Genomic DNA, 17474 nt, shown 5'->3' with positions numbered 1-17474 from the left:
GACAAGAGCGCGGGTACTCACCCGGGTTTCCACGTTGTCATCAGATGCATCGCGACTGGCGCTCGGCGAGCCGGTGCCGAGAAACAGCCGCAAGGACTATGTGAGCCTGTCGCTCGCGGCTCCCGAGTTCGGACCGCGCAAGCCCTACGCCAATCGCGGCCCGCGCCGCTGGCACGTTGACAAATCAAAACGCTTCATCACCGTCTGCGGATCGCAAACATTGCATGCCCTGACATCAGCGAGAGGCCTTGCACTGCTCATCATCGGCGAGGTCGCGACACTTCAACCAGTGCGTTAACCCAACGTGGTATCAATTTTGCTAGTTTCATATTAGCTTGATGGCGCGCGCACCGGCTCACGGCGTCCGCGCATTCGTCAAGCCAATCAAACCACGAGGACGACATGGCCAAGAAAGCGAAGAAGGCGAAAAAGACGGCGAAGGCGACCAAGAAGGTCGCGAAGAAGACCAAGAAGATGAAGAAGTAGCGCGCGGTTTTCGCACGCCCAAGCCGCCGCGGAATCGCGAACCATCGTGATGGTTATACCGGACGCATCGCAAGATGTTCGTCCGAGGACGCGGCGACGATCAGACCGGCCCCATGTGCACACGGCTCGAGCAGCCACTGAATTGATGCACATGGGTCCGGTTTTTCAGAGCCTTTGGCTCCGGCCGTCATTCTCACCGGACCGGATGATGTGCCCCTGATGGCTTCGCGCGTTATCGCCGCTCGCCGATTCCTGCAGCGGAACAGCCCTCAGGGCGGCCTCCCGCGCCGATGCATTGCCGGTAGCGCCAGGGCTCGACAAATCGTCCAGCCCACATGCCGACCTGTTTGCCTCGCGCCTCGATTTCGGCGGGCGCGTAGTCGCCCCTGCTGTAGCGTGGCCAGTCGATCGCGAGCCCGCCGCGCACCAGCCAGTCCGCAAGGTCGATCCTTCCGACGGTGCAGACGGCAACCGTTCGGCGGTAGCGGTCGCGGTCGACCTCGACACACGCGACCACTTGCCTGCCGATGAACTCGGCGAGCGCGTTCGACGCCACTTGCCCGCAGCGATAGCGCTCGCCGCGCCGGTCGTGGCAGAGCTGGTCGTGCTCGGGGGCGTCGATCCCGCAAAGGCGCACGCGCGCACCATGGATTTCGATGGTATCGCCGTCAATGACGCTCGCTTGCCCGGTCACGTCGCCTGCGCGCGCCTGGTTCGCCGGCGTTGTGGCGATCACCAGCAATGCGAGCGCGCAGCTCACAAACGGCCGCCATCCCAACACCTGATTCAACCGAACGAAGACCAACTCTGGCGACATCATCCAGCTAGCCAAATCCTCACGAAGACCCGGTTTCCACTTGTCAGAACCACGCGCTATGGCGTGCCAACGCTCAGGGAGGAAGCGACCCGCGCCAGCACCACGACGGTCGCGGTCAGCGTCGTCCCTCCGATCAGAACCTGTACAACGCACCGCTTCACCATGGCACTGCCGTCAACAAAGACGCTGAATGCATTTTGCATGGGCTCGGCTCCGTCCAGTTCCTTCCGTGGATCGAGCCGGACTCATAGTCTGAGTCGCGGGGCTCGCGCCTCAGGCTTATTTTCCGGGGTGTTAGGGTTTGATTCACGACTCGGGCTCTCCCGAAGGCGGCTGCGGCGGGGGCCGCCGCAGCCGAATCGGCGGGGTCAGGCACATCGACCCACTCCTTTTGCTGGCTCCTGGTCGCCGACGTATGAGGAGGCGCGGGTCTTCGCTCTCGATCCCGCCCTGGCGAAACGCCTCCTTGATCTTTGGTTGCAGGCCCGCGATTGCGAGCCGCCGCTTGACCCGAAGCTCGGTCACGCCGAACGTCGCGGCGATCTCCTCCACCTTGCGGCCCTGCTTGAGCAGCCTGGCGAAGGCCTCATACTCCTGAAGTTCGTCCATGGGCTCGCCCGCGACGTTCTCGATCAGGGAGGCTTCCATCGCGCCGGTGTCGTCGCCACCAGCCGTCACGGCGCGCGGCAGCAGTACCTCGTCCGGCGCAACGCCCTTCTCTTCGGCGGCCTTGCTCGCGGCAAAGTAGCGCCGCCGCCCTGCAATGATCTCGAAGCCGACTCCATTGGGCCGCACCAAGAGCGGCTGCAGCACGCCGCGCGCGCGGATCGACGGCAGGATGTCGGAAACGTCGGGCAATTTGCGCCCATGGCGGACATTGACGGTAGCGACCATGAGGTTGCTCAGCGGAATGTGTTGCAGGTCTATTGTCTTATCTCCTTCGGTTGACGTTGTGGTGCAGGCTCAACAGTTGGGAGCAGCCTCGCCGACGAGCCCGATTTCGGGAGGCCATGGGTTGCGCTGGGGCCAGCTCTTGCGGCGGTGACGGGAGGCGCTAAGCCTCCTGCCTGTCCCTCGCCTGGTCTTCGGCGACCGGTGCGACCGGTGCACGGAAGCCCAGCAGGAAGTCGGCGGCCTTCGAGGCCCTGCTCGCGGCGCGAAAGATCGCGCGATTGTCCGCGCGCAGCACATCGATCCAGCTGCCGATGTAGTCGGCATGCCGAACGGTCGGCACGATCGAGAGCGATGCGCAGATGAATGCCGCCGTCATCTCGGCGACCAGTTCCTCTGCGGCATAGAGCTTTGACCCGAAGGCCCCACTCTGATCGCGGTTCAGCCGGCGATGATGGCCGGTCCAGTGCCCGAGTTCATGAAACAGCGTGCGGTAATAGTTGATCTGGTCAAAGAAAGCCGGTTGTGGCGGCAGGCAAACCACGTCTTCGCGCGGGGCATAGAACGCCTGATCGCCGCCGTGACGGATGTCGGCAAGCGTCGCGCGCGCGAGCGCTTCCGCTTCCGGCACGATCTGACGCTCCGGCAATTCCGGCGCAGATTCCAGGCAACGATCGGGAAGTCCCTCGCATTGCGCGACGTTGAACACGATGTAGCGGCGCAGGAACGGGATCGCCTCGGCTTCGTGCCCGTCGCCTTGCGCCGCCACCGGATCGCCGGGTTCGCTTCGGCGATCCCTGGGGACGAACTTGTCGGCATAGCAGACCCCGACTCCCCGCTCGCCCTTGCGCACGGTCCCGCCCAGAGCCGTCGCCTGCCGGAAGGTGAGCCACCGCTGCGAGGCGAAGCCTCCATCGAACAGCCGTTTCCACAGGATCAGGATATTGATCCCGGAATAGCTGCTGCCGGTCGCCGCATTGCGCGGCAATCCGAGCAAGGCATTCTTCGTGGTGGCGCCCCAAGGCTGCGCCCAAGGGAATATGCCCGCCTCCAGATCCGCGATGATCCGCGCGGTGACGTCTTCATAGAGGCTCGGCTTCGCCTTGGTCGCGCGATCGCGCGCGGCACGCTTCGACATGATGATCTCCGTTCGCTCTTCTTCCGCGCCCTGCCCCGGAAAGGCGGGGTGGGCGGCGAAGAGCGACCGGCCAGCCCCGAACGCAGAGGCAAGCCGCACCGGAACGGCCGAAGCGCAGCGGAGGACCGCGGGGATCGGCATTTTCGTCAGCGGCGACTTTCACGACCCCGCGGTTGCGGCTTGCCGGTTCGGGGCTATACGGGAGTGCCGCCCACACCGCCGACGCTGGACCGCCCAATAACTTGCCGGCCGCTCGCGGCTGGCTCCATAGCCGCTTCGTCCTCGACGACCGTTGAGTTCGCGCCCCGAACCTATGATCAACGTCAGCCGCAGGCTGATCTGGTCCTCAGAATAACGGCGCATGGGCAAGAGCGTACGCGGAGACCATTCGCGGCCCTGCGGCCCGTTAGAGGAAAGTCGCAGAAGCGTCGGCGGCATAGCGCCGCCGTTGGCGTGGATGTTGGGAACGACTACCCGGCGAAGAGCTCGCCAACGGCTTCCGCCAGGGATCGAAGCCGAAGGCTGCAGACCGCGTCAGCGGGCTCGGTTCACAAGAGCTCGTCGGGCGGCAAACCGGTCGAACGCGCAGGATTTTGACTGCCTTACGCTACGTCCAACATCCACGAGACCCGCCGGCATACCTCGATATCTCGAAGACCTCGGCTCCCTTCTGATGCGGTCTGACAAGCGCTGGTCGGAATGATGCCCCGTACAGCCAGTCGTGGCCATGCCGGTCAATTATCGGAGTCGATCCGCGCCAAGCAATTAATGACTAAGCTGAGACACAGGAGATTCAACGCCTACACGAGAATTCCGTGACGAAACGCCTCGGCCACGCAATGCGCGATAGTCAGACAATTCAACTTGGCCCTGGCGTTATCAAGATGAAACGAGACCGTTCGGGGAGCGATACTCATCAGCAAAGCGGTGTCAGTCACGGTCTTCCCCTGGGCTGCCCAGGCGAGACACAATCGCTCGCGTTGAGTTAGCTGACGGTCAGATGGCAACCGCTTGATTTTGTCGATGCCGGTGCAGCGTGCATGGAAGTAGATGGCGGCGACACGAACGAGCAATGCCACCTCTTCGATAACCGCTCGCTGCGACTCGTCGCTTGACGCCATCGTGAAGGCCGCAATTCGACCAAAGCCGCACTTGATTGGCACCGTCACTCCGGTCGATATGCCAAACGCCATGGCGTCATTGCGGAAACAGCTTTGTCGACAATCCTTCCGACTACCGGCGGGCGTGACCGCCCATCCAAAGATATCGTTGTCGAGCTGCGCTCGCCTGACGACGGGATCCACCTTCTGATAGTCGGCCTCGACGTAACGCCGAACCCAGGCAACAGGATAAGACGTAAGTATCTTCGTCTCGTCACAGTCACATCGAAGATAAGCAAACCAATTGAACCCCAGGCCGCGCGCAAGCAGGCGCCCCGCTGCTTCAATTCCCTTTTCGTCATCCGCGACCTGGATCGCATCGACATATTCAAAGAAAGCCTTCTCTCTGGAAGTGATCATGACACAGAGCGACTTGTTTGATTTGCGAGTATCCTGCAACGATATGATGCCCGTCGACTGCAGCTTCTTGATGTCACCTATAGGGCGTCCGCACGCATGCTGCGACAATTCCGGCCAACCTCCCGCCAGCTAGTCGACGTTGTAGTCGGCTCGCCGAAAGTGCCTGGCCCGGCGCCCGAACTGAAAGCAGAACCCTGGCCATAGGGTTGTGATCTTGCCGCTAGCGGTCTGATACCAGCTTCTGCAGCCCGACTTCCAGACCGTCCCGGTCAGGTCCCGCTGGAGCTCGCGGTTATATCGATCGTGAACTTCCGGCTTGACCTCCACGCGGGCCGCTTTCCGCCGGCGTGCCTCCGCGATGGTCTCGCAGATCTGGTTCACATTGGTCTCGATCATATAGATCATGGAGTTGTGCCCGAGCCCGGTATTCGGCCCCGTGATTGTGAACAGGTTGGGGAATCCCTTGATGCTCGTGCCGAGGTAGGCTTCGCCGCCATTCGCCCAATGTGTCTTCAGTGCGACGCCGTCGTGGTTGGTGATATCCGCATTCTGCAGGAGCGCAGTTGCCTGGAACCCCGTGCCGTAGATGATTACATCTGCGGCGCGCGCGACGCCGTCGGCCGTGATGATCGCGTTGGCACCAACGCCCGCGATAGCGCTACTGATGACCGAGACATTCGGCCGGCTGAGCGCCGGATACCAATCGTTCGAAATGAGGATGCGCTTGCATCCCATCGCGTAGCGCGGCGTGACCCGCTCCCGCAGGGCCGGATCCGCGACCTGGGCTTCGATATGTCGCCGTGCGAGAGCTTCCGCTCCTTTCATCAGCTGCGGCTTGAAGATGCCGATCCCTTGGTACTCGTTGTGCCAAAAGATCAACTCGCGATACAATTTTCGGACGAACGGCACCGCGCCGAAGATGAACTTTTCCGCACGGGTGAACAGACGGTCGGGGCGCGGCACGACCCAGGGCGGCGTTCGCTGATAGACGTCCAGCTGTTTCACACGCGACGCGATTTCCGGCACGAACTGGATCGCGCTCGCTCCCGTGCCGACAACCGCGACCCGCTTGCCGTCCAGCGTGACGGTGTGATTCCAGGCCGCTGAGTGAAACGAGGGGCCGGAGAAATCGGCCGCGCCGTTCAATGCGGGGATCGCCGGCTCGCTGAGCCCGCCGGTGGCCAGCACCAGGAAGCGGCAGCGAAACCTGCTCGCGCCGCAGTCGATATGCCATTTTCCCTCGGACGCCTCGAACCGTGCGCCGCGAAAGGTCGTGTTGAATCGCACATAATCAAGCACGCCGTATTTGCGCGCGGTTTGCTGCATGTAGGCCTTGATCTCGGGCTGCCGCGGATATTTGCGTGACCAGTCCGGCTTGCCTTCGAAGGAGAATGAGTACAGGTGCGAGGGGATGTCGCAGGCGGCGCCCGGATAGTGATTGTCCCGCCAGGTCCCGCCGATCTCGCTCCCCCGCTCCAGCACCAGAAAGCTGGTGATGCCTGCCCGGATCAGCGCGATCGCCATGCCGAGCCCGGAGAAGCCGGTCCCGACAATAATGATCTCCTGGTCGATCTCTGGTTCTGCTGACTGCACCTTCATCTCCACGCGCTCACACGCAACTATGACAACTGTTGTTATGCAAATCTGACCTGAATCCTCCCGTCGCGGAGGCCGACTCAGGGCGTGCGCGCCGCGTAGAAATCGTTCAGCACGGTGCGGAACACCCGCTCTGGATAGCGGTCGGGGTTGATGACCCACGCCATGCCGAGGCCGTCGATCAACGCCAGACATCCGATCGCATCGTCGCGGTCGTTGCCTTTCGGGGTCAGAAGCCCGGCGGCCCTCATGCTGGCAAACCCCTTCGTCACCTCGGCGATTTGCTCGCTGTGATGCTTACGGTACTCCGCCATCAGCTTTTCTCGTCCCACCGCATAGCCCATGAACGCGGTCCACACCCGCCAATTGTCCTTGCTGTCCTTCGACGTCGGGAGAATCGTCAGCCAGCACGACACCACGTTCTTCATGGTCAGATCCGACTTTTTCTCCGGAAACTCGACCTGCTGCATCGCCTTGATCACGCGGTCCAGCGCGAACAGCAGCAGTTCGTCCTTGTCGCGAAAGTAGTGGGTGACGATGCCAGTGGTGCCGCCGAGCTCCTGGGCGATGGAACGGATGCTCGTGCGGTCGACACCGTCCCTGATGATCACGCGCCAGGCACACTCCACAACGTCCGCCCGCCGGGCGCGCTGATTCTCCGACAACTGTCTCATCTGGTCCCATCCCGCCGAGCTAGTCCGACCGCCGGCCGCGAATCCGGAAGGCCGTCGATACGATCACATAACTGAACGTATACTGGATCAAGCTCGACGTTGCAGCAATGATCGCCAGCGACCGGGCCACCGTGAGGGAGGTATCGAGGCCTGCCTGTTCGCAGTAACTTTCGATTTGGTCTTGTGCCACCACCGTAGCCACCACCCAGAGGATCAGCGTGCCAGTCAGCCAGCAAAACCCCGGCCAGAACCACTTCGCGCTCCGCGGCAGCGGCGGGGCGAACCGACCCGCCCGGCGCTGTTTGATCATCCAACCATAGGCGAACAACGAATACGCCCAAGACACGATCAGGCCGCCATAGATCTCGTCGAACACGTTTTCCTCGGTCGACGATACCAGTGCCGTGACGATCTCCGCGAATGATTTGCCGGAAAGGTCCGGCGTCGGGACGTAGAGCAGGATGGTTGAGGCATCCCAGTACTCGATCAGGGCAATGACGCACACAATGGGTACGACGAAGATGGCGTCGACCAGCGCCGACATCGCAGCCGGATAGTTCTTTTGGTTGATCTGCCGCAGACACCAACGGCCAACGCCACGCTTGCGGGCTGCCTTCACTGGTTCGCTCACAATAGTACTCATCTCAGGCCGCCTCCTCTCGCACGGTTCGCAACAATGCCCCCTCCAGCGCCGGCGTGGTGGTGAATGGCGCGAGCCGTCGGAAGAACCGATCGGGATCGACGCCCGCTTCCGGAGCGAAGGCGCCGCGGCGGTCCACTTCCCCGGCCATGAGCATCTCGGTCATGATCGCGGTTGGAATGCAGGTAGCGCTCGCCATGCCGCCCGGAATTTCACCGCGCATTGACACCCCGACCCGCAGGCGCTGGTCTTGCCGGATGCCCTCGGCATAGGCCGACAGCATGGGGAGATATTTTTTTCGGGTGACGATCTCAACGCCGGCGCCCCAGGTGAAGCGGGCCGCCTCCTTCAGCGCAGCGCCGAACCCCAGCGTGTCGCTCTGGGCGAACACTTTTCCCAAATAGGCAACCGCGTCGTCGAAGGGGATGCCCTTCTCCTCGATCTGCCGGGTCATCGACCGGAGCACCGAGATAATTCCCCGTGGCATATCCATCGCGTTCACGCTGTGGCGAAGCGTCGGAAAGCGGCGCGGCAGCGAGATCGGCTCGGGGTGCCCGATAGTGTGCACCGGCACTCGGCCAATGCCCGGGTAGTCGATACGCAGGCGCTGCAGCGGGCGCACATCGACCAGCGCCCCCTCGCGATGCACCCGGATGCGGCCGATCAGCATCGCCAGGAAATGATGAAGCACGGCGCTGTTCTCCGCCACATCGTCGTCGGCGGAGCGCTTGCCGGTGCCCCAGACCGTATGCAGCGTATCGACGCGGTCGAATTCGGCCGCCGCCTTCACGGCCAACAGGTTCGAGATCCCGGGACTTGCGCCGGCGCCGATGATCGCGGTGATCCCCGCCGCCCTCGCCTCGTCATCCAGGGCCAACAGGTCGATGGTCGGCTGCCAGTCGTCGCAGATATCGAGATAGTGCGTGCCGGCGGCGATCGCGGCCTTGAGCACGGTGGTACCGAACCGGTAGTACGGGCCGACGGTCGAGATCACGACGTCGGCGCCCTGAAGCGCCGCGTGCAGATCGTTGGCGTCGTTGACGTCGAGTCCGGTCGCCTTGATCCGCGAATCGCCTAGCTCATAGCTGAGCTGCCGCGCAGCCTGGAAAGCGCGGTCGGCGATCGTGATCGATCCGAATGTCCTCGTGCCCAGCAGGGTCTTCACTGCGACTCGGCCCATCGCGCCAGCTCCTCCGAGAACCAGCAGTTTGTTGTCTTGGCTCATATTCGGGCCTTTCAAGGTAAGAGGCTGCTAGAAATGGTGCTTGACGATGGCGGACACGCCGGAGACCCAGGGCGTTTCCACCACAGGCGTGCCCCGGACATTGTCGGTGAGATAGACGATACCGCCGAGCAGCTCGACCGACAGGGTCTTGTCGATCCAGTATTCCAGGTCGACAATCGCATCGACGCTCTTGATGCCGGCCGACGGGCGCTTCGCCACGCCACCAGCGAGCTCGATGAGCTCCGATGCGCGCCCGGTGATCGTGCCTCCGAAACCGTCGGACACTGTCGTCATCGGATCGAAGAGCGCATCGACCGCCTTTTGGTTAGCCCAGGTGACCGAGCCGCCGACGGTCAGCGTGAGATCCGGACGCAGTTCGAACAAATGAAATGCGCCCATCGACAGTTTCTCGCTCTGCGATCCGCCGAGAACGCGGGAATAGCGCGCCGCGACCTGGCTGTTGCCGAACGTGTAGGTCGCAAATACCCGTAGATCCGGCGCGACAATCGCGTCCGCGCCGTAGATCGAGTTCTCGACTTTCTTGTCGAAAGCGCTTTCATAGGTCAGAGCGAGACCGACCTTCAGCGCCTCGGTGCTCACCATATAGACGCCAACCTGCGGCTTGGCGTCCGCGCCGATGTCCAGCCCCATATTGTCGGTAATGCTGAAGAAGAAGCGGTCGTTGAAGGTAATGTTGAAGTCCGGCGCGGCAAACGTCTTGCGCCCCTTCGCACCCTCATACTCACTCTGATTGCTGAGCCGTGCACCGATGTGACCCTCGACCTTGAGGCCCGACGGCTCGTCCGGCAGCGTCACGGCGGCTGCCGGCTCCGCATTGGCTACAGCGTCGCCGGCCGCCGCGAAAGTCACGGTCGCTGGCGCCAATGAACCTGGCGGCGTCGCGCTCGCTGCGGGGGATCGCGGCTTCGCGTGTGGCCGCCCTTCGGCATCTTGCTTCAGCGCTTTGCTGTCCTTGCTACGCGCGCCTGACGCCGCACCCGCGTCCGCATCCGATCGATCCGCATTCGTCGCCGCTTCGATGTCGATAACGGCCTGCGGTGTCGTCGAGGCCGCAGGCCTCGCCATGCCTGCCTTGACGTCAGCGGAGCCGCATACGACAGCAGCCATGGAACAGAGAACGACTGTTCTCAAGGAATCACCACCCCACATTTTGAGCATCCTCCCCAATCGATGCCGTTTTGGCATTCGTTCCACATAACAAGCGTTATGTCGGGCCGGATTTATCACGCTCGCGTTTGCTACACAACAACTGTTGTGATTTATTTGTGACCGAGATGCGGCGCGTCCAGTCGAACGCTGGCGCGCCGGTTCATCTCTTATCGAAAACAGGAGAAACTGATATGCGACAGCCATCCATCGTGTTCGCGGCCGCGGCCCTCTTTGCACTCAACGCTTCCGCATCGGCCGGACAGGCCCCCGAATCCGGCTACTTTCTGACGCAAGACAAGGCCGGTATCGTCAAGCTCGAACCGTGCGGCAGCAACATCTGCGGGATTCTGGTGTGGGGCCAGGACTTGAAGGACGGCGAACTGGACCGGGGGAATCCGAACCCTGCCAAACGCACTCGCCCGATCTGCGGCATGGCCGTACTACAATTCGCACGGTCCGGCGACGATGCCTCCGCCTACGATCCGGCGACCGGCAAGACCGAGCGCGGCTTCAAGGTGACTGGTGATGCGTCCAGGCTGCTGCTTGGCGGCAGCGACGGCGAGACTTGGACGAAGACGTCGCAGCCCAGCCAGCGGTGCCGCTAAGCTCGCATGCGATGAGGGGCTCCGGCCCGCTCCTGCGGCCAAGCCTAACAAACAACAGAACGTCCATGCGCCGGAAGCGCATGGACGTTCTGATTTTCTAGTCCGCCTGTAACAGGCGCAGGATATCGGCAACGATGGCCTTGCCGTGCGATGGCGTGATCTCGTGCGCCATCGTCGCGAGCGACACGAAGCGACTGCCGACAATCCGCGTAGCCACATCCCGGCCATGGGCGATCGGGAGCAGCGGATCGAGCTCGCCGTGAATGACCAGGCATCGCGCCTCGATCTGGTCCAACAGCCGCCAGCGGCGCCGGTCCGCCAGGATCGCCGCGTATTGGCGCGCGACGCCTGCGCCGCCTGGCCATCCATAGGTCGTCGAACGCGTGACCCGCAGTGCCAGCTCAACCGCATCGTCCACGGGCAGCGGCCCCGCGATCAGGCGACGGAACGCGATGGCCGAAGCGATCCCGGCCTGGAGATTGTCCGGCTCCCGGCTGCTCAGCGCCCGCCGGACATCGTCGCGCGGCGGAGGGAGCCCCGGCGCGCCCGACGACGACATGATCAGGGTCAGCGACCGCACCCGATGCGAATGGGTCAGCGCGATCTGCTGCGCAATCATTCCGCCCATGGATGCGCCGACCAGATGGGCGGCGGGGATGTTCAGCGTGTCCAGCAGCGCCACCGCGTCGGACGCCATGTCCGCGACCGTGTAGGGCGACCTGGCCCATTGTGGCAGCCGCAGCGTGCTGCATAGCCACAGGCGCAGCAGCGGCGGCGTCCCTAGATGATCGAAACGCGGCGAACGGCCGACATCGCGGTTGTCGAACCGGATCACCCGGCAGCCCGCGTCGGTAAGCCCGTTCACCATTGCAGCGGGCCAGTCAAGCAGGGTCTGGCCCAGGCCATGAATCAGGAGGACGGGAATGTCGGTTGACTTGCCATCGCTCTGCCAAACGAGCCTCGGGCGGTCGGACGTTGGCTCAATATCTCTCATGCGAACACCTCGAGGTTGCTTTGCTTTGCTTTGCCTTGGGTTGTGTTGGACAGGTGCGACGGCGCGGTGCTCATCACCATTATGCCGCCGGTTCGAAACCTCGAGTCGCGAGCGGGTGGACGGTCGCCTCGCACGACCGAGTGCTAGGCGAGTCCGCTGATCGGGGTGAACGTCAGCGGAAGGGCTCGCGCATCCTGCGGACTGAACGGCGCGGTCAAGTGGTGTTGTGCGCGCGTCCGCAGCGCCGGATTGATCCGCCGCAATGGATCGTGATCCATCCCGGCGCCTTCGATCTCCCGCAGGGCGGCGATTGCCTCCCCGCGCCGCCCCAGACAATCGTGCGCGATGGCCGACAAATAGGCCGCCTCGGCCCGCTCGCCATGGGACTGCAACGTTTCCGGCGGCATCAGCAGCGCCTCGAGCGCGGCCGCGAAACGCCCCTTCCGCAGCAATAGCCTCGCGTAAAGGCGTCGCAATCCCGAGTCCTGCGGATCGACGTCGATCGCGAGCTCGAGCGCGCGCTGCGCCCGGTTGCTTTCGTCGGCGGGCTGCTCGTCGAGCGCGCGCCGCGCCGCCAGCGCTGCAACGAGTGCGTCCCGTCCGCCGACATGGCCAGGGGACGACGTGATCGGCGCACGCGTGCGGATCTCTCCCCCGCGAAAGGCGTCCTCGAGGTCGAAGCCAATGTAAGGTCCGTCGCCGGTGGGCACGCTAGCGGCGCTGACCCAGATCCGCTGCGCAACCGGATCGGCGATCGCCGACATCACCGTCAGCGCGCTCGCAACTGTCTGTCCAAGCGACCGGTGCCCCCCGCAGCACGGATCGAAGCGATCTGCGAGAACATCCGCCACCCTGGCGGGTGTCCACTGGCCGGGGACGGCGGCGTCCTGCAGGCGGCGGAAACGGGCAAGCGAGTTGCGCGCCTCGTTTCCGGCCAGCGTCAGATCGCGCCAGGAGCAATCTGGCGCGGCCATGAAATGATTGGCGCAGCCAAGCAGCCCCTCGGTCGCCGAACGCGCGAACACGCCTTCGCCGTCGCACTCGAACACCGCGGCGTCGTCGCGACCTCCGTCGGAGACCACAAAGGCGAATGCCCCCCACCGCGGGGAGGACCGCAGCAGATCGCCCGCCGCCCTCACGCTGTCCGCTGTCCGCAGCAGCGCATGCTCGAGGGCGGTGAAGCCGATGCCGGACGGCGCAGCATGGCGCGAGAACAGAATGTGGCCGCCAACGGCAATGCCGGCGGCGTTAATGCCAAAGCTCGCTTTCAACAGCCCGGCGGTGCCGACCCGCACATGAGGCAACGCACCTGGCATCCGGACCACAGACACCGTCGGCACAGCGTCCCATAGTCCCGCCCCATCATAATCCTGGTTCTTGCCATGCAGCAGCCGACCACCTTCGCTCTGGCTGCCGTGGACAACGAGCGAGGTGCACTCACCGGACGGCTCGGCAGCCTCCAGCGCCGCCAATACCTGAAGTATCTCTGAGCGGCAGGTCGCGCGCATGACGACGTCGAGCGGCAGATCGGCACCGCGGGCGACTCCCTCCAGTTCCGCTTTCAAGTTGCTGTCGAGACCCGCCGCCAGTTGCTTGTAGAGGCCATCGAGAACCCGTCGGACGAGGCCGTCCTGGCCGGCGGGGAGTGCCGACAGGATGTCGGCGAACGCGCGATCGCCTCCGAACGCGGGCGCGCAACCGCGGGCAATCTCGGTCTTGAGCAACGTGCCGTGCTGCAAGCCGACCTCGAACGGATCGCCTTCCAGCGTGAGCACGTTCAGACGTCCGACCCGCGATAGCGTGCCGGCACCGCATCGCGCGACAATCGGAAGTGTCGCCACCCTAGCCTCCACGCGCCAGTGACAGCTCGCCGTGGGCGAGGAGATCGGCGCCAGATGCAAAGCCACAGAACGGAGCGAACAGGTCGAAGAACCAAGCGGGATCGATCACCTCCTCCGGCGTGAGAACCCCGGCTGGCGGCCGCTCTGCCCGCGCAAACAGATGCAGAGCCAGTCCGAGCGGAACGCCGGTCACCCCGCTCATGCCTCCGGCAGGCAGGCCTCGCAACCAGGCGGCGGAAACGACGGGCCGGCCGGCCGTCTCGCCGCGTACCCATCCGAATAGCGACGGCACATGGGCACCCCCAGAACGTTTCGCCCCCGAATCCCGGTCCGACTTCTCTATCTCGCGCGCCGCTTCTTTCAGCGACAGGATCTTCTGGTCGACGAGGGTCTGCAACACGCAAAGGCTGGCGAAGGAGCGCTCGTTGGCGCTCGTCATGACATTCCCGCAATCCTGCAGTCCGCCGAAGACGCGCGGCAGCGTCACGGCTTCGGGATGGCCGACGCTCCAGACCACGAGTCGACCATGGCCGGGAAAATCGATTTCTCGGCGCTGCAGCGGCTTCACCAATACTTGCGCGCCGCCGCTGTGGACGCGGATATTGCCGGACAATTGCTGCATCCAGTGAACCAGGGCGGCGCTCGGCTCGTCCGAGGGCGGCTTGGCGTTGCGGGTTGCCTCCTCCGCGCCATCGATCGACCAGCCGGTCAGGATCTCTTGCGGCCGCTGCACCATTCGCGCTGCGGCCACCGCTAACAGGTTCGTCAGCCCCGGACTGGCTCCCATGCCCAAGATCGCAGTGACGCCGCGCGCCTTGGCGCGGGCGTCGAGCGCCAGCATTTCCAGCGTCGGCTCCCAATCATCACAAATGTCGAGATAATGCGCTCCGGCCGCGATCACCGCCTCCAGCACCGGGACACCCAGCTCAAAAAACGGCCCCGAGGCGTTCATCACCACGTCGGCGCCATCAAGCAGCGTGGCGAGCGCCCGCGGATCGCGCACATCGACGTGAAACGCCCGTGCCTTCGGCCGATGTCGCGCCGCGACCTCCTCAGCGCCAGCCAGGTGACGATCGGCCACCACGACTTCGCGCACGAAATCGAGATCCACGGCTACCCTCACTGCCGTGCGCCCCATACCGCCCGCCCCGCCCAACACAACGACTCGCATAACAACCAATCTCCTTCGAAACCATAGAAGAGATTTACACAACAGTTGTTATGTTTGTCTATCCCTCTGTGCTTGCCGAAACTGAGGCCACGTCAACAAGCATTCCAGCGCCCGAGCCGCAGCCACGAGGAGCATCTGCGGCCGCAGAGCTCCGACATGTTTCCGAATCCGTCCCCATCAGTTCATCTCCGCGGGTGCGCGTCTTCTTTGCCTCCGCACTCGCAAGTGAAGCGATACGAGAGGGGTCATCGGGACAAGGCCGCGCCCGCGGCCTCCAAGCGGGCGTGCGCACCCTTTTCTCATAGAAAAGCAAGCAAGCCTTCGAGCAGTCCCACAATGGGCACGACGCGAGCGCCCCCTCTCCTTCGGAGAGGCGGCGCAGCTGGGGCGCCAACCAACCCGGTGAACCGCAGCGATCACCGAGCCAGCTCAGAACTTCATCGAAACGCCTGTGTAAACGGTTTGCTCAGAACAGCTGCGATTGCTCGTGCCGTTGGCGAAAAAGCACACGCCGTTCGCCGGGTTATTGCCATCGAGCCCAAACTTGTTCTTCCAATAGCGATACGCCACAAAGGTGTCGATGAAGTGGGAGTAGGTTTGTCCCCACAAGGCCTTACTGACGTCGAACGTCAGCCGGACGGGTTCCGCATTGATTTCCATCGCGGTATTCATCGCAGGCGGCAATGTATACTGCCCGTAGGCACCATTGCCTTTTGGTCCGACAATCGCAACGCGACCGTTTACCGAAAAGTACTGCATGCTTTCCGGCAAGAACCCTAGTTCCATGCCGTAATCGATTTCGAGAGCCCAAGTCGGACGATAGCGAAGATTGCCGTCGATGGTCCCCGTAAAACCCGCAGCCATCGTTCCGGTGTAAGGCGGGTAGCCGACGATGCCAAAACCGGCCTCGGTATTCCCCGCATTGTTCGGATAGGCAAAGATCGAGTGATTCCATTCCTGGTAGTACAGCGGAGCAACGTGCAGATATCCCTGGTAGGGCAAATCGAACGCGAATTGGACCCCGGCGACGACGGCCTTCTTGTTTGCGCCCTCATAGCTTCGCGACACCCTGAAGTCAGCGCCGACCAGAGCAGAAACATTGCGCAAGGGACCAGCTTTGAACGTCCCGGCGCCGAACAGCTCGTTGAAGCCGAACGTACTGCGCAATGTTGCGTTGAACTCGAGATTTCCGGCACATGGTCCGCTTGTACCGAACGAATGCACGCTGAACGCCGAGGTACACGGTGCGCTCGGATCCCGATGATCGGAATTCAGCAGTTCGGCACGGAAGACATTTGCGCCATAAGCCCACACATCTTCATGACTGAAGGCATAAACCTGCTTCTGGGTTTTCGCGGTTTGACCGGGTGAAGTGGAGCTGGGCAGCACAGCAGCCGTCAACCGGTTGTCAGAGTTCTTGAAGAACGGCTGCCCCGACAGCGACGGCGCGGCGCTCCCTGGGACCTCCTCACCGACCTTCATCGTCAGGCCATAGAAGAAGCCGCCGCCGGTACAGGATCCATTCTTAGCCCCAGGCGCGACGATACACGAAGGGTCGACCGCATCACTATATCCGGCATCATTCTTGCTGTAGCGCCACGACGTCCACACATCGACGAGATGAGAATATTTCGGCCCCCAGAACAGCTTTCCCATGTCGAGCGTGAACCGGACCGGCTCCGCCGAGAGAGAGACGACGCGGTCGGTTCGAGGATCCCGCACGATGGCACCGTAGCCGCCGCTACCCTGCGGTCCACGGACTGATGCGTATCCGCTAACCGAGAAATAACGCCATGCTTCGGGCAAGAATCCCAGCTCCATATAATAGTCGAGATCGATTCCCCAAGTGGGATTGAAATGTCCAACGCCGTCTGGAAAACCGATGAACGGCGGGTGCGTCCCCAGTATCCCACCGATACTTGGCGGCACCGTCGACGCCGAATACTCCCACTTCTGATGATAGACGGGAGCCATATTCAGATAACCCCGATAAGGCAGATCAAAGCTGAACTGCAAACCCGCGGACACCGCGCGACTGCTTGACGACGTAAGAAGATTTGAGGTGCTGATGTCTGCACCAACGAGAAATGAAATGTTCGTCAGCGGTCCGACGGCGAATGCTTTAGTATCGAACAGCTCGTTCCATCCGAACGTGCTGCGAACTGACGCAATGCCAAGCCCGGCACCCGCGCAGTCTCCGAGAGCCGCGCTGACAGATCCGACGCACGGCGCCGTCGGAGCCGAATGGTCCAGCTTGGAATACAGCAGATTGACCATGTTGGTACCGTAGGCCCACACATCGAAATGCGTGAATGCGAGCGTACTGAGGCTGCTCTTCGAAGAATATCCCTGAACACCCACCGTTCCCCACGAATAGGTAATTCGATTGTCGTTGAGAAGAAAAAACGGGACCGCAGATTCGTGTGGCGACGGCTTGGCCGCCTTGCGGAAAACGCCTAGCTTCGTGGCGCGACCATTGTCGTCGTCTGACCTTCCTGCCGAATGCGCTTCACTGGATACGGCCAACACCACAACTGCCGCCAACAAAAGCCTTCCTTGAGCCATTCTCCCCCTCCTCTTGTTGAGACGCTTCCCGCACCGCCAGCGGTAGACCTGCTTGTCAAACAGCTCATTCGCTCACCCGCATGCGCAGGCGCAATGGCGATGCGTTCTCGCACAACTGTTGTTATCTCCAGACGTCCATCG

16 protein-coding genes are annotated in these 17474 nt (G+C 62.9%); 2 read left to right on the top strand and 14 right to left on the bottom strand.

Features of this window, described 5'->3' with window-relative positions:
• The first annotated feature begins 34 nt into the window (after positions 1-34).
• Positions 35-298 (top strand): hypothetical protein, encoded by a 264-nt coding sequence (locus tag ACVIGB_RS49895; RefSeq protein ID WP_456723694.1) that lies wholly within the window; start codon positions 35-37, stop codon positions 296-298.
• A 420-nt stretch (positions 299-718) separates the two neighbouring features.
• On the opposite strand, the gene ACVIGB_RS49890 is transcribed toward ACVIGB_RS49895, so the two are convergent.
• The 10 genes from ACVIGB_RS49890 to ACVIGB_RS49845 form a co-directional block, all read right to left on the bottom strand.
• Complete coding sequence (locus ACVIGB_RS49890) at positions 719-1306, bottom strand: thermonuclease family protein (RefSeq protein ID WP_456723695.1); 588 nt, start codon at positions 1304-1306, stop codon at positions 719-721.
• 53 nt (positions 1307-1359) lie between these two features.
• Entirely contained in the window at positions 1360-1506 is a 147-nt protein-coding gene (locus ACVIGB_RS49885; protein ID WP_456670018.1) for a hypothetical protein, read from the bottom strand.
• Between the two features lie 103 nt (positions 1507-1609).
• Complete coding sequence (locus ACVIGB_RS49880) at positions 1610-2215, bottom strand: ParB/RepB/Spo0J family partition protein (protein WP_456749416.1); 606 nt, start codon at positions 2213-2215, stop codon at positions 1610-1612.
• 142 nt (positions 2216-2357) lie between these two features.
• Positions 2358-3332: an ArdC family protein gene (locus ACVIGB_RS49875; RefSeq protein WP_456723696.1), complete on the bottom strand. Its 975-nt coding sequence runs from the start codon at positions 3330-3332 to the stop codon at positions 2358-2360.
• Between the two features lie 800 nt (positions 3333-4132).
• Positions 4133-4960 (bottom strand): helix-turn-helix transcriptional regulator, encoded by an 828-nt coding sequence (locus ACVIGB_RS49870; protein WP_456723697.1) that lies wholly within the window; start codon positions 4958-4960, stop codon positions 4133-4135.
• Positions 4961-4981: 21 nt separating this feature from the next.
• Complete coding sequence (locus tag ACVIGB_RS49865) at positions 4982-6445, bottom strand: flavin-containing monooxygenase (RefSeq protein ID WP_456723698.1); 1464 nt, start codon at positions 6443-6445, stop codon at positions 4982-4984.
• 83 nt (positions 6446-6528) lie between these two features.
• Positions 6529-7122 (bottom strand): TetR/AcrR family transcriptional regulator, encoded by a 594-nt coding sequence (locus ACVIGB_RS49860; RefSeq protein WP_456723699.1) that lies wholly within the window; start codon positions 7120-7122, stop codon positions 6529-6531.
• 19 nt (positions 7123-7141) lie between these two features.
• On the bottom strand, positions 7142-7765 hold the full coding sequence (locus ACVIGB_RS49855) for a hypothetical protein (protein ID WP_456749360.1): 624 nt from the start codon (positions 7763-7765) through the stop codon (positions 7142-7144).
• A 1-nt stretch (position 7766) separates the two neighbouring features.
• Positions 7767-8987: a saccharopine dehydrogenase family protein gene (locus tag ACVIGB_RS49850; protein ID WP_456723701.1), complete on the bottom strand. Its 1221-nt coding sequence runs from the start codon at positions 8985-8987 to the stop codon at positions 7767-7769.
• 27 nt (positions 8988-9014) lie between these two features.
• Positions 9015-10073: a MipA/OmpV family protein gene (locus tag ACVIGB_RS49845; RefSeq protein ID WP_456723702.1), complete on the bottom strand. Its 1059-nt coding sequence runs from the start codon at positions 10071-10073 to the stop codon at positions 9015-9017.
• A 113-nt stretch (positions 10074-10186) separates the two neighbouring features.
• On the opposite strand from ACVIGB_RS49845, the gene ACVIGB_RS49840 reads away from it, so the two are divergent.
• On the top strand, positions 10187-10762 hold the full coding sequence (locus ACVIGB_RS49840; RefSeq protein ID WP_456723703.1) for a DUF2147 domain-containing protein: 576 nt from the start codon (positions 10187-10189) through the stop codon (positions 10760-10762).
• Between the two features lie 97 nt (positions 10763-10859).
• Here the strand turns inward: ACVIGB_RS49840 and ACVIGB_RS49835 are convergent, their stop codons facing one another.
• From ACVIGB_RS49835 to ACVIGB_RS49820, 4 genes are all read right to left on the bottom strand, one after another.
• Positions 10860-11756 carry an alpha/beta fold hydrolase gene (locus ACVIGB_RS49835; protein WP_456723704.1) on the bottom strand — a complete coding sequence of 299 codons (897 nt, stop codon included), beginning with the start codon at positions 11754-11756 and terminating at the stop codon, positions 10860-10862.
• 143 nt (positions 11757-11899) lie between these two features.
• On the bottom strand, positions 11900-13531 hold the full coding sequence (locus ACVIGB_RS49830; protein ID WP_456749359.1) for a C45 family autoproteolytic acyltransferase/hydolase: 1632 nt from the start codon (positions 13529-13531) through the stop codon (positions 11900-11902).
• A 67-nt stretch (positions 13532-13598) separates the two neighbouring features.
• On the bottom strand, positions 13599-14768 hold the full coding sequence (locus ACVIGB_RS49825; RefSeq protein ID WP_456723706.1) for a saccharopine dehydrogenase family protein: 1170 nt from the start codon (positions 14766-14768) through the stop codon (positions 13599-13601).
• A gap of 429 nt (positions 14769-15197) precedes the next feature.
• A complete protein-coding gene (locus ACVIGB_RS49820; RefSeq protein WP_456723707.1) occupies positions 15198-17333 on the bottom strand; it encodes a hypothetical protein in 2136 nt (711 codons plus the stop codon).
• Between the last annotated feature and the right edge of the window lie 141 nt (positions 17334-17474).

The sequence above is a fragment of the Bradyrhizobium sp. USDA 4341 genome (assembly GCF_054063755.1).
The sequence above is the reverse complement of the archived record's forward strand: the minus strand, read 5'-3'. Positions and strand labels throughout refer to the sequence as shown.